This window comes from Lentzea flava (assembly GCF_014648475.1).
Taxonomy (GTDB): domain Bacteria; phylum Actinomycetota; class Actinomycetes; order Mycobacteriales; family Pseudonocardiaceae; genus Lentzea; species Lentzea flava.
The window spans coordinates 69,275-84,771 of the sequence record NZ_BMRE01000007.1; the positions used below are offsets into that span (position 1 = coordinate 69,275).

Genomic DNA, 15,497 nt, shown 5'->3' on the forward strand with positions numbered 1-15,497 from the left:
GCAGCCGGGCCACGCCGACCGGGTGGTTGCCTGGCGGCGGCCGGGTCGACACCGGGGTGTCCAGGCGCTGTCAGGGGGTCTGGGCTAGGCGTTGGCGCGGCGGGTTCCAGGGGATCAGGTCCGCCGCGGCCGGGTCGGTGAACGCCAGCACCGACTCGTCGAGCCGGAGGAACGTCAGGCCGCCCTCCTCCGTCTCGGACGCCTCGCCCGCCATCAGCAGCAGCGGGCGCCCGGCGATCCGCAGGAGCACCTCGGCCAGCACGCCCTCGTCGACGACGACGGTCACCTCGTCGACGTGGCCGGTGGGCAGTTCGGTCAGCGCTCGCCAGCGGGTGCTGCCGGTCCACAGCCGCTCGTCCTGGAGCTTGCCGCGGAAGTCGGCCCACGGGTCGATCCACAGGCCGAAGTCGGTGTCGTGCTGGTACGTGCCGACGCTGACGCCCTGGCCGTCGGCCAGGACGGCCTGCAGGCCCCACAGCTGGAGGAACGGCACGGACGGGTCGTGGAACTGAGGGCCGGTGCCGGGCACGTCCTCGCGCAGCGCCCATTCCACGCCCACCCACGACTCGACGTGGGTGCCGCGCAGCGAGGCGAACTCCCGCGCCCTGTCGGTCAGCCAGTCCTTCACAGCCGGAAAACAGGCCCCCGGAGCGAACCGGGGGCCGTCACCAGATCAGCCGGCGAGGGCGCGCACCCGGCGCAGGACCTCGTCCTTGCCCAGGGTGCGGGCCACGGCGTGGAGGTCCGGGCTGCGGGTCGAGCCGGTCAGCGACACGCGGATCAGCTGGGCCGCCTCCTTGATGGAGCCGGGGTAGGCGTCCGGGTTCTTCTTGAACTCCTTGGGGTTCGGCGCGAAGCCGTGCTTGCCCGCGAGCTCGCGGATCTGGCCGAACCACTCCTGGCCGTCCTCGAGGTCGGCGTAGCCGTCGGCGAAGTCGGCGGCGAAGGCCGAGATCAGCTCCGGGGGCAGGCCGCCGAGGCGCTCGTCGGTGCGGTCGGAGACCAGGGTGAACAGCGACGGGAAGAAGAAGCCGTAGGCCGCGCGGAAGTCCGACCACTTGCGGAGGTCCTTGCGCGGGTTCGCGACCTCGGGGCCGCGCTCGACCTGCAGGGCCGCGAGGGCCGCGTCGCGCTCGGCCGACAGCACGGTGACCAGTTCCGGGTCGTAGGTGGCTGCCCATGCCGAGATGCGGTCGATGATCTCCTCGCCGGACAGGGTGGCCACGTAGTCGGCGGCGATGTCCTCGAGCTTCACGAGGTCGACCAGCGGGCCCGCCACGCCGCACTCGGCGAGCGAGATCGGCGACGCCAGGGCCTCGGCCAGCGGGAGGTCGGCCAGGCGGGCGTTCACCAGGCCGCGCAGGTAGTACTGGACGGCCTCGGCAGGGAAGCCCGCCTCGATGAAGAACTCGACGGACGCCTCGGGGTCCTTGCGCTTGGACAGCTTGCGGCGGGAGCCGCCCTGCTGCTTCATCAGCGGCGCGATGTGGGCGTACTGGACGCGCTCGAAGCCCAGCGCGTCGAACAGCTGCAGGTGGGTCGGGACGGACGAGATCCACTCCTCGCCGCGGATCACCAGGTTCACGCGCATCAGGTGGTCGTCGACGGCGTGCGCGAAGTGGTACGTGGGCAGGCGCGGCGACTGGTCGGAGGCCTTGAGGATCACCACGTCGTTGCGGTTGGCCTCGTGCTCCAGCGGACCCCGGATGGCGTCGACGAACGACGTGCGCTCCCCCGCCTTGCCCGGCGACCGGAAGCGGACGACGTACGGGCGACCGGCGTCGAGAGCCTCCTGCACCTCGGCAGCCGTCTTGTCGCGCCAGATCGCCCAGCGGCCGTAGTAGCCGGTGGGGAGCTTCGTGGCCTGCTGGCGCGCGGTGATGTCCGCGAGCTCTTCCTTCGTGGCGAAGCAGAGGTACGCCTTGTCCTGGCGCAGCAGCTCGCGCACGTAGGTCAGGTAGATCTGCTCGCGCTGCGACTGGTGGTACGGGCCGTAGGCGCCCACGGAGTCGGCCTCGTCGGGCTCGATCCCGAAGTACTTGAACGCCCGGTTGAACTGGTCGACAGCGCCCTCGACCTCACGCGCCTGGTCGGTGTCCTCGACGCGCACGATGTAGGCACCGCCGGAGTGGGACGCGAGGTCGCGGTCGATCATGCCGACGTACAGGCCGCCGATGTGCAGGAAACCGGTCGGCGACGGGCCCAGGCGGGTGACCTTCGCGCCCTCCGGCAGCTGTCGCGGCGGGTACTGCTCCTCCCAGAAGGACGGCTCGGGCAGGTCCGAGGGGAACAGGGCGTCGACGACGGCACGGTCGAGCATCGCTGAGGGTCTCCAAAACCGGGGAAAGAAGTCTCCCCAGGTTATCAACGTGCGGGGACGGGGAACGCCACTGGGCATGAAGGCAGTCACTTGGCACGGCAAACGCGACGTCCGGGTCGACAGCGTGCCGGACCCGGCGCTCAAGGAACCGGAAGACGTCATCGTCAAGGTCACGTCGAGCGGCATCTGCGGGTCGGACCTGCACCTGTACGAGGTGCTCGGGCCGTTCCTCACCGAGGGCGACATCCTCGGCCACGAACCCATGGGCATCGTGGAGGAGGTCGGTGCGAACGTCACGAACCTCAAGCCCGGCGACCGGGTGGTGATCCCGTTCAACGTCTCGTGCAACTCCTGCGTGATGTGCAACCAGGGGCTGCAGAGCCAGTGCGAGACCACGCAGGTCCGCGAGCACGGGTCCGGTGCCGCGCTCTTCGGCTACACGAAGCTCTACGGCCAGGTTCCCGGCGGGCAGGCCGAGTACCTGCGGGTCCCGTTCGGCAACACGCTGCCGATCAAGGTGCCGGAGGGGCCGCCGGACGACAGGTTCGTCTATCTCAGCGACGTCCTTCCCACCGCGTGGCAGGCCGTCGAGTACGCGAACGTGCGGGACGGCAGCGTCGTCGCCGTCCTCGGCCTCGGCCCGATCGGCGACATGTGCTGCCGCATCGCGCGGCACCGGGGCGCCAGGGCCATCGGGATCGACCTCGTGCCGGAACGGCTCGCGCGGGCCAAGGCACGCGGTGTCGAGACGATCGACCTGCGCGGCGCTGGCAAGCGCCTCACCGACGTCGTCAGGGACATCACCACCGGGCCCGGCCCGGACGCGGTGATCGACGCGGTCGGCATGGAGGCTCACGGCGCGCCGGCGGCCAAGATCGCCCAGCAGCTCACGGGGCTGCTGCCGGACGCGATGGCGCAGAAGTTCATGAAGGAAGCGGGCATCGACCGCCTCCGGGCGCTCTACAGCGCGATCGACATGGTGCGGCGCGGCGGCACGATCTCGATCGTCGGCGTTTACGGCGGCATGGCCGACCCGATGCCGATGCTGACGATGTTCGACAAGCAGCTGCAGCTGCGGATGGGTCAGGCCAACGTGTGGCGCTGGGTTCCGGAGATCCTGCCGCTGCTCACGGACGACGACCCGCTGGGCGTGGACGACTTCGCCACGCACCGGCTACCGCTGCAGGACGCGCCCAAGGCGTACGAGACGTTCCAGAAGAAGGCCGACGGCATGGTCAAAGTGCTGCTCAAACCTTGATCGGCCTATCCTGCCCCGCATGGCCAAGTACCTCGACGTCCACCCGGTGAACCCGCAGAAGCGCGCCATCGACCAGGCCGTGCGGATCCTGCAGGAGGACGGCCTGATCGCGTACCCGACCGACTCCTGCTACGCGCTCGGCTGCCGCCTGGGCAACAAGGACGGCATCGACCGGATCCGCGAGATCCGCAAGCTGGACGACAAGCACCACTTCACGCTGATGTGCGAGAACTTCGCCCAGCTCGGCCAGTTCGTGGTGGTGGACAACGCGGTGTTCCGCGCGATCAAGGCGTCCACGCCGGGCAACTACACGTTCATCCTGCCCGCGACGAAGGAGGTGCCGCGCCGCATGATGCACCCGAAGAAGAAGACGGTGGGCGCGCGCATCCCGGACCACGTCGTGACGCAGGCGCTGCTGGAGGCGATGGGCGAGCCGCTGCTCACGTCCACGCTGCTGCTGCCGGACGAGGCCGAGCCGCTGGTGGACGGCTGGGAGATCAAGGAACGGCTCGACCACGTGGTGGACGCGGTGCTCGACTCGGGCGAGTGCGGCACCACGCCCACCACGGTGGTGGACTTCTCCAGCGGCGAGGCCGAGATCATCCGCTACGGCGCGGGCGACCCGGCCCGGTTCGAATAACCGCTACGACACGACCAGCGCGTAGTCGGCGTCGGTCGCGGCCGTCTCGACGTGGCCGTCCACGTTGACCGCGGTCGCGACGACCTCGACAGTCCAGGTGCCCGCCGCCGGTGCCTGGACGAGCACGTTCTCCACGGTGTCGATGGTGTTCGCGGTGCCGCCCGGGGTGGACCAGTTGCCCGCGAGCAGGCCGTTGTTGCCCCAGTAGACGGTGCCGTCGGGCGCGGTGACCTTCAACGACAGGTCGTTCACGATCGCCTTGGCCGCGGTCGGCGACCCGGCCGGGTCCGTGTAGGCCAAGGTGGCCCGCAGCGGCGTCTGGCCGGTGGACGTGACCGTGTACTTGCGGGTCTGCCCGGTGGTGACCAGGTCGGTCTCGTTCACCAGCACCGGCAGCTTCCAGCCACCGGCCTTCGCGCGGTCGTACAGGTTGCGCACCGACACGGTGCCCCAGCCTTGATGCGTGCGCGTCAGGTCGTGCGTGGTGCCGGTGAACGCGAACTGGTCGGCGGCGTTGATCAGCAGCGCCTTCGCGGTCGCCGCGTGCGGGCGGGACGCGAAGACGTCACGGGCCTTGCCGGGGCCGCCGTCGAACACGCCGTCCGCCCACATCTGGAACATCAGGCCCGCGTTGCCGCAGGTGATCGGCGTGGCGCCGGACGTGCCGCCGAAGGTCGAGGTGTAGGCGGCGTCGCCGCCGGACGTCGTGGTGTCGATGAGGTCGAAGAAGTTCGACAGCTCCGGCTTGATGCGGCCGTCGGCGGCAGGGCCGATCGACGCCGTGCCCGCCCACTTGTCGTCGGTGCGCGACAAGGTGTTGTAGTGCCGGTGGGCGCCGACCGACAGCACGTTCTTGGCCCACGCCTGCGGACGCGACGAACGGGTGCCGGTGTTGCTCTGCGACTGGCAGATCAGGATGTCGTGGTCGAACACGATCCGGTCCATCTGCTGTGATTCCGACGTGTAGGACGTGGTGAGCGAGCCACCCCAGCTGTTCGACTGGAACACCGCGCGGTACCGCCCTGCCGGGTCGACGAGCTGCTTGGTGTGCGCGTACCGGTCATCGACCTTGCTGTAGACGGCCACGATGCCCTGGCCTTCGGACAGCACGCCGCGGTGCGCGGCCGAGACGCCGGACGCGAAGATCTGCCCGTACGTCGAGGTCCCGTGCGAGTTCTCGGAAATGGCGGTGTGCTGCACCGGCGGACGGGCGCGGAACTCCTGGTGCGTGAGACGGAATCCGGCGTCCATCACCTCGCCCCGCACGCCCTGGCCGCGGTAGCCACCCGCGACCTCGACGTGGTTGGCACCGCTCGACTCGCGGGAGATCGCCATGTCGGTCTCGGGCGCCGACACCGGGTCGATCGCGATCACGGCGGGCAGCTTCGCGAGCCGCGCGGCCTGGTCCGGGTCCAGGGTGGCCAGGATGTGCTCACGGCTCGCTGAGACGACGTTCACCTCGCCGCCCAGGGACTTCACCTCGGCTGCGACGGTCTGCTGGTCGCGCGAGTCCTGTTCGGCCAGCGTGATCAGGTAGCCGGAGGAGCCGCCCAGTGCCATGATCTGCGGCTGGGCCTGGAACGGACGCACCTCGCGGACGTAGCTCAGCCGCGAGACGCGCGCGGTGCTCGTCATGCGGGCGACGTAGGTGCGGTCCTGGACGAACGCGCCGAGCCGCACGCCGAGGCCCTTGAGCTGGTGGCGCTGGGCGTCGGACAGGGTGGTGCGGAACTGCAGCAGGTAGGCGTTCTCAGCCGGGGCAGCGACGGCAGGAACGCCGCTGATCAGCGCGAACGCGGACAAAGCCGACAACATTGTGCGCAGCACGAATGGACCTCCAGATCGGCAGGGGTCGACGGTGACCGGAGGAAGTCACCGTCCGTGACCAGCACGTTACCGCGAAACACCAGGTCAGAACATCAGTCGAACGGCGGTGATCATCTTGACCGGGGGTGTAGAACAATCCCTTTGGCCGCCGATATTCACATTCACCCGGATGGTGCATCCGGAGTAACGTCGGGCGAGGTGGGCCCGACAAGCCCGGCAAAGCATTTCCGCGCGGAGGACGGATGCCTGTCTCACCTGAGCAGCTGATGGAAGAACTGCGCACGTTGTGCCGGGGGCGCGGGGTGCAGACTCCGGGAATCGACGTGCACGTCGGGCCTGCGCTGCGCCAGGTGTGCGGCATCGTCGAGTCCGACGGCGCGGAAGCCGTGCGAACGAAACTGCGGGACTGGGTGGCGAACGCGGCCCGCGCTTTCCCGGCGGAGGTGCGCAACGCCGTTCTGGCGCCGCTCGGACTGCACGAGGAAGCGCAGTTCCGGTTCCTCAACGAACGCATCGAGTGGCTCGCGAAGCAACAGGACCGCGGAGCGCGCACGGTGCGCAGGAGGATGGAGGCCGGACTGCAGCGCCTGGTGGAGGTGGCGCTGCAGCCGGCACCGTCGACGGCGCACGTGACGCCGTCGGAACTCTGGCACGTCAAGGAGTTCGACGCGCTGCTGAAGCTGGACGGCCCGACGCCCGCGTGCACGGAACGCCGGACCGTCGTGGCCGACACCGATGGTGTCAACGAGATCGCGTGGTCCATCACGATCCCTTCCCCCACGCCCGACGGCGCGCCTGGCGACCTGGACGTGGAGGTGTTGCACGGGGTCGAGCTCATCGGCCACGAGCGTCCGTCCCCGCGGCGCTTCCTCATGAAGCTGCGGTTGCCCCGACCCCTCAACACAGGACAAACGCACCAGTTCGCACTCGAGGTCAAAGTGCCGCGGGGACAGTCGATGCGTCCGACCTACGTGTTCTGGCCGGAGCGGATGTGCGAGTCGTTCCGGCTGAGGGTCCGGTTCGACCGGGAGGACCTGCCCGAGTCGGTGTGGGCCGTCGAGGAGGCCCTGGCACGTGACACCGACGACCTGACGCCCTGGCCGAAGAAGCTGCCCATCGACGAGATCGGTGAGATCGACGTGTCGTTCCCACATCCTCGTCAGGGCCGCGGTTACGGCGTTCAGTGGACGCCACGGGCCTAGCCGATCAGCATGTCAATGGCGAAATGCGGTTCCACGACTGACACCTCCCTTTGTGTGTGGATCAGGGAGAACCGCAGTCCGAAGTCGGGTCAGATCACCGAGATCGTGAAGAAGCTGCCGACCACGAATCCCACGAAAAGGCAGATCGCGGCAACCTTCACGACGGTGGCGAGTGAGCAGATCATTCTCATCGAGAAATTCACCTTCTCATTCTGACTGGCTTTCGGGCTGAAGTTCTCGCCGATGCACCAAGAGTGGCTTTCCGCCAGTCGAATGAGAACGGGTTTCCTGTTTCCTCTGAAATCAGGAAACCCTGGAAACGGCTATTTCTGGGCCGTGCGGCGCAGCGCCATCACGAGCAGCGCGTGCGAACTGCCGGCGTGCGGGAGCATGCCCTGCTGGACGAGGTCGAGCGCGTGGTGGAACGGCATGGTCCGCACGCGCAGGTCGGCCTCGCCGGGGCCGAGGTCGGGTTCGCCCTGGGTGAGGCCGGTCGCGAGGAAGATGTGGTCGACGTGGTTGCTGAGGCTGTCGGCGCCGTGGATCTGGCCGAGCCGCTCCCACTTCTCGGCTCTGAGACCGGTCTCCTCGGCGAGCTCACGCCGTGCCGCGGCCAGCGGGTCGGCGTCCGCGTCGTCGACGGCGCCGCCGGGCAGCCGCCACTCGGTGCCGCCGTGCGTGTAGATCCACTGCCGGGTGAGCACCACGTGGTCGTCGTCCTGGATGGCCAGGACCGTCACCGATCCCGGTGCCACCACGTGGGTGTAGGTGCTGTGTCCGCCGTCCGGCCTGACGACGTCGTCCGCGCGCACCTCGAACCACGGGGACCGGTGCACCACGTTGGTCGCCAAGCGCTGCCAGACCACCACCACACCAGCCGCCTCGTCGGAGCACGTCATCACCATGACTCACATGGAACCATCGCCGACCGCTTCAGTTAGTTCCAGTTGATCGTCAATCTCCTGCCAAATAGTGGACATCCGGTATCCAGGCGTTTGGGCCCGGACACACTACCGGGGAGGGGGTGAAGCCGTTGTCACCCACGTTCGCCCAGGAGGTTCGCCGCCTGCGCAACGAGCGCGGGCTCTCACTCAGCCGGTTGACGGACCTCGTTCCGTACAGCAAGGGCCACCTGAGCAAGATCGAGAACGGCCAGGTCCGGCCCAACCCGGAGATGGCGAAGATCCTCGACGACGTCCTGCAGGCGGGCGGGCGTCTGATCGAGCTCGCCGACGCTCCGGTCCGCCCGATCCCGAGCGACCACGCGGCCCTGCGCACCTACGACTCGATGTTCGACCACCACCGCGCACTGGGACGTCGCCTGAGCCCCGGCGTCGTCCTCGTCAGCCTGCGGCCCCAGGTGGACGTGCTGAGCTCCCTGGCCCGCTCCGCCGACGACCCCGGGCTGAGCCGCGGCCTCTGGCTGCTCGCCGCCCGGTACGCCGAGTACGCGGGCTGGATGGAGCAGGAACGGGGCGACGACGCCTCCGCCGCGGAGATGACCAGGCGGGCCGTCCAGTACGCGGCGAAGGGCGGTGACCGGGAGCTGGAGGCGTGGGCGCTGGTCCGTGCCGCCGAGTTCGCCCTGTACCGGGGAGATGCCCGCGGCACCGTGTCGTTCGCCCGCCGCGCGGGCGAGTCCAGCTCGCCCGCCATGAGGTCGGCGGCGGCCCTGCGCGAAGCTCAGGGCTACGCGCTCGCCGGCGCCGCGGACCGGTGCGAGCGGGCCCTCGACCGGGCCGCCCAGCTGCAGGAGGCCGTGCAGGAATCCCCTTACGGCACAACGAGCCTGGTGGACCAGGTGGCCGTCCACCGCGCCTGGTCGTTCTACGACCTCGGCCGCTACGCCGAGGCCGCCGCGATCCTCGACACCCAGGTGCCGCTGATCGCCCCGTCGGGCCTGCGCGCCCGCACCCGCTTCGGCCTGCGCCGCGCACTGGCCCACGCCGCCGCGGGCGACGTGGACCACGCGTGCGAACTCGTCGCCGACCTGCTCGACGACATCCGTCAGGTGCAGTCGGCGACCGTGCACATCGACCTGACGGCATTCAGCAGGCTGTTGTCCCGCCTGCGTCCGGCGGCGGGACGCGAGGTGGCCGGGGAAATCAGCGACATCCTGTTCTCCTGTTCGTAGCCGCTGGGCGCGAAACAGCCCCGGCGCGGAATAGCGAGGACACCGCTACACGGCCTGACGCCGGCTTTCCTGTTCCAGCGCTTCGGCCATCTGGGCCCACACCTCGGCGCATCCGCGCGCCATGTCCGCGACGAGTTCCCGGCAGTGCGACGGAACCCCGTCCACCACCGCGGCCCACTCCCCCGACGACACCGCGTGCGCCTCGAGCCAGCGCAGCACCAGCCGCCCGTGCTCGTTGAACCGCAGCGAGGGATCGCGCCGCAGGATCGGCAGGGTCGACGCCGGCGCCCGCACCTCGGCCCGTGCCGCCGGCACCTCGGCGTCGGCCTTCTCGGCGGCCCGCATCCGCTCCGGCACGGGGTCCAGCCCGGCGTTCAGGCGGCGCCGGACGTCCCGGACGGTGCCGGGCGACACCCCCGCCGCACGGGCGATGTCCCGCAACGACGCGGAAGGCCGTGCCTCGATCATCTCCCCGGCGAGCCGCCGTCCCGCTGCCGAGTTGACCGGACGGACCTTCCCGTCCCGCCCCACGCGGTTGGCGGCGCGCCCGCCCACGGCACGCCGCAGCACCCCGACGGACTTGGCCGCGAGCCCGGTGGACGCGGCGATGGCCCGGTCGGACCACTGCGGCCGCGACCGCAGCAACCGCCGGGCGGCGGCCTCGCGATCGGCGGTGGACAGCGTCGCGAGGTTCAGGGACACGGACAGGACGAACACCTCCTCGGCCGGTCCGTCGACGTACTCGACCTCGACGGAGGAGTACCCGCGCAACGCGGCCGCCCGCAGGCGGTGGGCACCGTCGACGACCTTCATGGAACCGCGGTGCACCACGATCGGCGCGAGTTCGGCTCCAGAGGACGCCAGTGAACGAACGAACTCCTCGCTGCAGCCACCGAGTCGCGGCGAGTCCGCGAGCTGCAGCACGTTGATGTCGACGAGCATGCGAAACAAAGCCCCCCAGGCTTGGTGTCTCCAGTACCCCCAGGTGTCCGGAGACCTCGAACCGCAGAGTAGCTACTTGGTCAACCGGCGCGCCACTCGATCGCGGGACAGACGTCCATGACCATCCGCAGCCCGGCGGCCTTGGTCCGCCGGTACGCCTCGTGGTCCACGACGCCGAGCTGGAACCACACGGCCTTCGCGCCGATCGAGACGGCGTCGTCCGCGAACCGGCCGGCGTCCTCGGAGCGGCGGAACACGTCGACGACGTCCACGGGGAACGGAATGTCCGCGAGCGTCGCGTACCCCTGCTCGCCGTGCACGGTCTCGGCCGCCGGGTGCACCGGCACGATCTTCCTGCCGCGCTGCTGCAGGAACCTGGCCACGCCGTGGGCCGCGCGGGACGGGTTGTCCGAGAGTCCGACGATGGCCCAGACCTGGCAGTTCTCGAGGATCCAGTCGACGTCTTCGCGCATACGACCACACTAACCTCGTGACGCCGGTCACATTCCGGTCCGGCTCGTCGAAAGCCGGGCGTGCCGATCGACGCGTGAGTAGAAACGGACACCCGGACACCGGAGCTGAGGAGATCGAGATGCGGTTCATGGTCATCGTCAAGGCGAACGAGGACTCCGAGAACGGCGTCATGCCCACGACCGAGGAGCTGGCCGCGATGGGCAACTACAACGAGGAGCTGGTCAAGGCGGGTGTGATGCTCGCGGGCGACGGTCTGTACCCGAGCTCCAAGGGCGCGCGGGTCGCGTTCGACGCCAAGGGCGCCACGACGGTCACCGACGGCCCGTTCGCCGAGACGAAGGAGCTGATCGCGGGCTTCTGGATCTGGGAGCTGCCCTCGATGCAGGACGCCGTCGAGTGGCTGAAGAAGGCGCCGTTCCGCAGCGGCGAGGTCGAGATCCGGCAGATTCACGGCGCCGAGGCGTTCGAGGACGTCACCACGCCCGAGATCAAGGCTCAGGAAGACCGTCTCCGCGAGCAGATCGCCGCCCGCAATCAGTGAGGCAGCGGCACCTCGGGGCACGAGTGGGCGGTCAGCGCGACGCTCAGCGTGAGCAGCGCGCGCGGTGAGGCCGGGCGGCAGCCGGTGAGCCGTTCGACCAGCCGCAGGCGGTGGTCCAGGGTGCTGCGGTGGATGTCCAGCCGCCGGGCCGCCGCCGCCCGGTTGCCGTCCTCGGCGATGAACGCCCGCAAGGCGTCCAGCAACGGCTGCTGGGCCACCACGGGTTCGATCATGCGGGCCAGCCGCTCGGCGACGTGCGGCTGGCGCAGCACCACGAAGTCCGCCAGCACGGTGCGCAGCTCGTAGACGCCGGGCGCGCGGCCGGCGGCGATCCGCAGCACGTCCTGCGCCGTCGCGCGCGCCGCCGCCAGGTCGCGCCGGGGAGCCCACGCGACCGCCATCCACACGTCGCCGCCGACGCGGTCGTACAGCTCCCTGGCCAGTCCGGCGTGCTGGTCCTGCGCGCACGGCAGCAGCACGTACCCGCCGCGGACGCCGTCGAGGACGAGCGCCTCGGCGTTGTCCCGCACCGCGTCCAGCACCGCGGCGGCGCCGTCCTCAGTGGACGCGCAGAACGCGATCACCGCGTAAGCCAGAGCAAGCCCCTCGAACCCGTTGTCGCGACCGGAGAGCAGCGTTCTGGCGAGCCGGCGGCGGGTCGCCACGTCCTCCACCGGGGGCAGGTCGAACGGGCTGAGGATGTCACGCAGCACGTCGTTGAGCGGCAAGCTGTCCAGAACGGTGGTCACGCGTCGCCTCCCTGAGGGCCTCACGGTGTCGCACCGCAAACGGTAGGCAACTGTCGACAGTCGGCACAGATGGCTTGAGCCAGCCTTAACGTTCACCCGAAAAGCGCTGAATCCGTTCAGCCGAGCGAGTTCGTGCGGCTCAGCGCGATCGCGGTGCCGAGAACGGCGAGGTCACGGGGGTTGACCGGGCTCAGCCCGGTGAGCTGCTCGATCTGCCACAACCGGTAGTCGATCGTGCTGCGGTGGATGAACAGCTTCTTGACAGCTTCCGCCCGGTTGCCGTCCGCCTCGAGCAGCGCGAGCACCGTCTCGACGAGAACGGGGTTCGCGAGCAACGGCGCGACGACCCTGCCGAGCTCGTCGCGCGCCTCCGGGGTCCGGATCACCGCGCTCTCGAACAACATGTCGTCGATCCGGTACACGCCCGGCGGCCGCCCGAGCGACGCGACCAGCGCGTCGATCTCGTCAACCTCGTTGCGCGCCAACGCGACGCGCGCGGCGGGCCGTTCCGCGAGGCAGAACCACACCTCGCCGCCGAGCTCCTCGCGCACCTCCCGGCACAACGGCAGCGCCACCGCCTCGGCGACGGGCAGCAGGAGGTGCCCGGACGTTGCCGGGAACACCGGCCCACGTTTGCGGAAAGCGCTTACCACCCTGTCCGTCACCACTCCCCGCACCGACACGACGGTGTAGAACGGGGCGGCGTCGTCCGGCGTGTCCCCGGCGAACAGCGCGTCCGCCAGCCCGTCGTCCTGCGCGCAGAACGCGGACATCAGCTCGGCGGCGAGCACGGTGCCCACGGCGGCCAGCGCACGGGCGTCACCGCCGTCGTCCAGCATGGTTTCCGTCAGCAACCTGTCGGTGGACCGCAGGGCGACGACCACCTGGGCGACGGGCACTCTCGCCGAAACGAGACGCGATCCGACGCGGTGGGCGACGGCCTCTGCCGCGTCCTCCCACCCGTCGGCGTCGGCGGCGGCCGCGCGGTAGACGGCGAGGAACTCCTCGTGCAGCAGGCGACCGGCGTCGACGAGCACGGGTCCCTCCCCTCTTTCCCTCTTCGAGGAAACCAGCACCGGCCCAGGGAATCCCCCAGGTGTCTTCCAGCGTCACGCCAGTGTCGTCCACCCTAACGTCGGGTGCACGTCCGGTCGCCCCACGGAATGGAGACCGAAGTGGCACCTGCGCTGCTCGCCCCGCCGCGGCCGCCGGTCCTCGCGCCCTCCCCCGAGGTGTGGCGCCAGTTCGCGCACGCCCTCGAGCCCGTCGAGTTCCGCCGCGGCGACGTGCTGCTGCGGCTGGGCGTGCGCACCGACGAGCTGTTCGTGATCCGCGCGGGCAAGGCCAAGACCTGCTGCACGTCCCCCGACGGCCGCGAGCTGGTGCTGGACTTCCACTGCGCAGGTGACGTCCTGGTGGAGCCGACGCTGTTCGACGCGGCGCCGTCGGTGTCGACGACGGTCGCGCTCACCGACGTCCACGCCGGCCGCATCTCGCGGGCCGACCTGATCCGGTGGCTGGCGTTGTGCCCGGAGATCACCGAACGGCTGCTGGGCTGCCTCGCCCGCCGGCAGCGCGAGTCGCACCAGATGCGCATGGACATCGTGCAGATGGACGCCCCCGCCCGCCTCGCGAAGGCGTTGCTGCGCCTCGCGGGACGCTTCGGCAGCGACCGGCGCGGCGCCCTGCTGATGATCGAGGACCTCACCCAGGAGGAGCTCGGCCAGTACATCGGCGCGCGCCGCGACACGGTCAACAAGACGCTCTCGGACTTCGCCGGGCGCGGCTGGATCTCGATCGAGCGCAAGAGCATCTTCCTCACCGACCCCGCCCAGCTCAGCCGCCGGGTGCGCGTCGGCATGCCCCACGTTCCCGCCCCACGTTGACCCGTCAGTGAAACGAGGAAGCAATGCCAACCGAGAACACCAGCAAGGGCAAGGTCGTGCTGGGAGTGGCCGCCGCGATCGTCATCGCGTCGATCGGCAACGCCGCCGTGTCCCTCGCGGCACAGGCGCTCGGCGCCGACCCGAACGTCGTGCAGGGCCTGCTGCCCCGCGGCTACGTCGTGCTGACCGCGCTGGGGGTGATCATCGCGGCGTTCGCGTGGGCGTCCATTCGCAAGCGCGCCAAGGATCCCGCCCGCACGCTCGGCAAGCTCGTGCCGATCGTGGTCGCGCTCTCACTCCTCGCCGACATTCCGGTCTTCTTCCTACCGGGCGCCTCACCGGTCGGCGTGGTCGCGTTGATGGTCATGCACGTCGTCGTGGCCGCCGTCGCCGTCCCGATCTTCCACCGCGTTCTCCCCCTTCGCACCCCCGTTGCCGCCTAACCCTTCCGGGTGGTTGATGAACGGCGCTTTTGTCCACCACACGTGGGCAAAAGCGCCGTTCATCGTTTTCGTGGTCACTCGGCGAGGCTGAGGGTGGGCCACGTCAGGGTGGTGGCGCCCCAGGTCAGGCCTCCGCCGAACGCGGTGAGCAACACCTTGTGGCCTGGTTGGAGTTCGCCGGAACGGACGCCGTGTGCCAGAGCGAGGGGAATCGAGGCGGCCGAGGTGTTGCCTACGTCGGTGATGTTGGAGATGAACTTGTCGCGCGGCACCTCGAGCTCGGCCGACACCGCGTCGAGGATCCGCGTGTTGGCCTGGTGCGCAATCACCCTGTCCACATCGGACGCCACCCAGCCCTGCCGCTTGATGGCGTTGCGCGACGACGCGGACATCCGGGCCACCGCGTTCGCGAACACCTCGCGTCCTTCCATCTGGAAGAACTTGTCGCCGTGCGGCACGATGCCGCGCGACGACCGCTGCCGCGACCCGCCGGCCGGAACCGTGATCAGGTCGGACAGTTCGCCGTCGGAGCCGAGGTCGAACGGACCGAGCGCGCCGGGTTCGTCGGCGGAACCGGCGCGCAGGACCACCGCGCCCGCGCCGTCGCCGAAGATCACGGACGTCGTGCGGTCCTGGGGGTTGAGGATCGTGGAGTAGGCGTCACCGCCGATCACGATCAGGCTGTCCACGATCCCGGACGTGATCAGACCGGCCCCGACTCCCAGCCCGTACACGAATCCCGTGCACACGGCCGCGATGTCGAACGCCGGGACGCCGTCGAGGCCGAGCCGCGACGCGATCTCCGGTGCCGTCGCGGGACAGGGCCGGTCGGGGGTCGTGGTCGCGAGGATCACCCCGCCCGCGCCCGGCACGCCCGCCGAGCGCAGGGCCCGTCGCGCCGCCTCGACCGAGAGGTCCGAGGTCGCCATGCCGGGTTCGACCACGTGTCTCGTGACGACCCCGATCCGGCTGCGGATCCACTCGTCGGTCGTGTCCAGTCTGGCTGTCAGCTCGTCGTTGGTGACCACTCGCGGCGGGAGCCATGCACCGAGTCCCGCGACCACCGCTGCGCGCATTCTGC

The 15,497-nt window shown here is 70.1% G+C and carries 16 protein-coding genes; 7 read left to right on the forward strand and 9 right to left on the reverse strand.

From position 1 onward, the window contains the following. Positions 1-70: 70 nt before the first annotated feature. Positions 71-628: a hypothetical protein gene (locus IEZ09_RS12185; protein ID WP_229812481.1), complete on the reverse strand. Its 558-nt coding sequence runs from the start codon at positions 626-628 to the stop codon at positions 71-73. Positions 629-673: 45 nt separating this feature from the next. Continuing rightward, positions 674-2,320: a glutamate--tRNA ligase gene (locus tag IEZ09_RS12190; protein WP_189253758.1), complete on the reverse strand. Its 1,647-nt coding sequence runs from the start codon at positions 2,318-2,320 to the stop codon at positions 674-676. A 76-nt stretch (positions 2,321-2,396) separates the two neighbouring features. Here IEZ09_RS12190 and IEZ09_RS12195 point away from each other — a divergent pair, with 76 nt between their 5' ends. Together IEZ09_RS12195 and IEZ09_RS12200 are read left to right on the forward strand one after the other, a co-directional pair. Further along, positions 2,397-3,578: a zinc-dependent alcohol dehydrogenase gene (locus tag IEZ09_RS12195; RefSeq protein WP_189253759.1), complete on the forward strand. Its 1,182-nt coding sequence runs from the start codon at positions 2,397-2,399 to the stop codon at positions 3,576-3,578. A gap of 19 nt (positions 3,579-3,597) precedes the next feature. Continuing rightward, a complete protein-coding gene (locus IEZ09_RS12200; protein ID WP_189253760.1) occupies positions 3,598-4,218 on the forward strand; it encodes an L-threonylcarbamoyladenylate synthase in 621 nt (206 codons plus the stop codon). A 3-nt stretch (positions 4,219-4,221) separates the two neighbouring features. On the opposite strand, the gene IEZ09_RS12205 is transcribed toward IEZ09_RS12200, so the two are convergent. Continuing rightward, complete coding sequence (locus IEZ09_RS12205) at positions 4,222-6,045, reverse strand: S8 family serine peptidase (RefSeq protein ID WP_229812482.1); 1,824 nt, start codon at positions 6,043-6,045, stop codon at positions 4,222-4,224. Positions 6,046-6,287: 242 nt separating this feature from the next. Here IEZ09_RS12205 and IEZ09_RS12210 point away from each other — a divergent pair, with 242 nt between their 5' ends. Further along, positions 6,288-7,247: a hypothetical protein gene (locus IEZ09_RS12210; RefSeq protein WP_189253761.1), complete on the forward strand. Its 960-nt coding sequence runs from the start codon at positions 6,288-6,290 to the stop codon at positions 7,245-7,247. A gap of 323 nt (positions 7,248-7,570) precedes the next feature. Here IEZ09_RS12210 and IEZ09_RS12215 read toward each other — a convergent pair whose 3' ends face one another. Beyond that, a complete protein-coding gene (locus IEZ09_RS12215; protein ID WP_229812483.1) occupies positions 7,571-8,152 on the reverse strand; it encodes an NUDIX domain-containing protein in 582 nt (193 codons plus the stop codon). 128 nt (positions 8,153-8,280) lie between these two features. On the opposite strand from IEZ09_RS12215, the gene IEZ09_RS12220 reads away from it, so the two are divergent. Next, positions 8,281-9,381 carry a helix-turn-helix transcriptional regulator gene (locus IEZ09_RS12220; protein WP_189253762.1) on the forward strand — a complete coding sequence of 367 codons (1,101 nt, stop codon included), beginning with the start codon at positions 8,281-8,283 and terminating at the stop codon, positions 9,379-9,381. A gap of 45 nt (positions 9,382-9,426) precedes the next feature. On the opposite strand, the gene IEZ09_RS12225 is transcribed toward IEZ09_RS12220, so the two are convergent. Both IEZ09_RS12225 and IEZ09_RS12230 read right to left on the reverse strand, forming a co-directional pair. Beyond that, positions 9,427-10,323, reverse strand: coding sequence for a ParB/RepB/Spo0J family partition protein (locus IEZ09_RS12225; protein ID WP_189253763.1), 897 nt, complete (start codon positions 10,321-10,323; stop codon positions 9,427-9,429). Positions 10,324-10,403: 80 nt separating this feature from the next. Further along, complete coding sequence (locus IEZ09_RS12230) at positions 10,404-10,796, reverse strand: CoA-binding protein (RefSeq protein WP_189253764.1); 393 nt, start codon at positions 10,794-10,796, stop codon at positions 10,404-10,406. Between the two features lie 119 nt (positions 10,797-10,915). On the opposite strand from IEZ09_RS12230, the gene IEZ09_RS12235 reads away from it, so the two are divergent. Continuing rightward, positions 10,916-11,338, forward strand: a complete 423-nt coding sequence (locus tag IEZ09_RS12235; RefSeq protein WP_189253765.1) for a YciI family protein — start codon at positions 10,916-10,918, stop codon at positions 11,336-11,338. Here IEZ09_RS12235 and IEZ09_RS12240 read toward each other — a convergent pair. After that, positions 11,332-12,087: a PucR family transcriptional regulator gene (locus tag IEZ09_RS12240; RefSeq protein WP_189253766.1), complete on the reverse strand. Its 756-nt coding sequence runs from the start codon at positions 12,085-12,087 to the stop codon at positions 11,332-11,334. The genes IEZ09_RS12235 and IEZ09_RS12240 overlap by 7 nt on opposite strands. A gap of 116 nt (positions 12,088-12,203) precedes the next feature. Next, on the reverse strand, positions 12,204-13,124 hold the full coding sequence (locus IEZ09_RS12245; protein WP_189253767.1) for a PucR family transcriptional regulator: 921 nt from the start codon (positions 13,122-13,124) through the stop codon (positions 12,204-12,206). A gap of 138 nt (positions 13,125-13,262) precedes the next feature. Here IEZ09_RS12245 and IEZ09_RS12250 point away from each other — a divergent pair, with 138 nt between their 5' ends. Together IEZ09_RS12250 and IEZ09_RS12255 are read left to right on the forward strand one after the other, a co-directional pair. Continuing rightward, complete coding sequence (locus IEZ09_RS12250) at positions 13,263-13,973, forward strand: Crp/Fnr family transcriptional regulator (RefSeq protein ID WP_189253768.1); 711 nt, start codon at positions 13,263-13,265, stop codon at positions 13,971-13,973. Positions 13,974-13,996: 23 nt separating this feature from the next. Continuing rightward, positions 13,997-14,416, forward strand: a complete 420-nt coding sequence (locus tag IEZ09_RS12255) for a DUF6069 family protein (protein WP_189253769.1) — start codon at positions 13,997-13,999, stop codon at positions 14,414-14,416. 74 nt (positions 14,417-14,490) lie between these two features. Here the strand turns inward: IEZ09_RS12255 and IEZ09_RS12260 are convergent, their stop codons facing one another. Continuing rightward, the gene (locus IEZ09_RS12260) at positions 14,491-15,492 is read right to left on the reverse strand and encodes a beta-ketoacyl-ACP synthase III (RefSeq protein ID WP_189253770.1); all 1,002 of its coding nucleotides are present in this window, start codon (positions 15,490-15,492) and stop codon (positions 14,491-14,493) included. Positions 15,493-15,497: the final 5 nt, after the last annotated feature.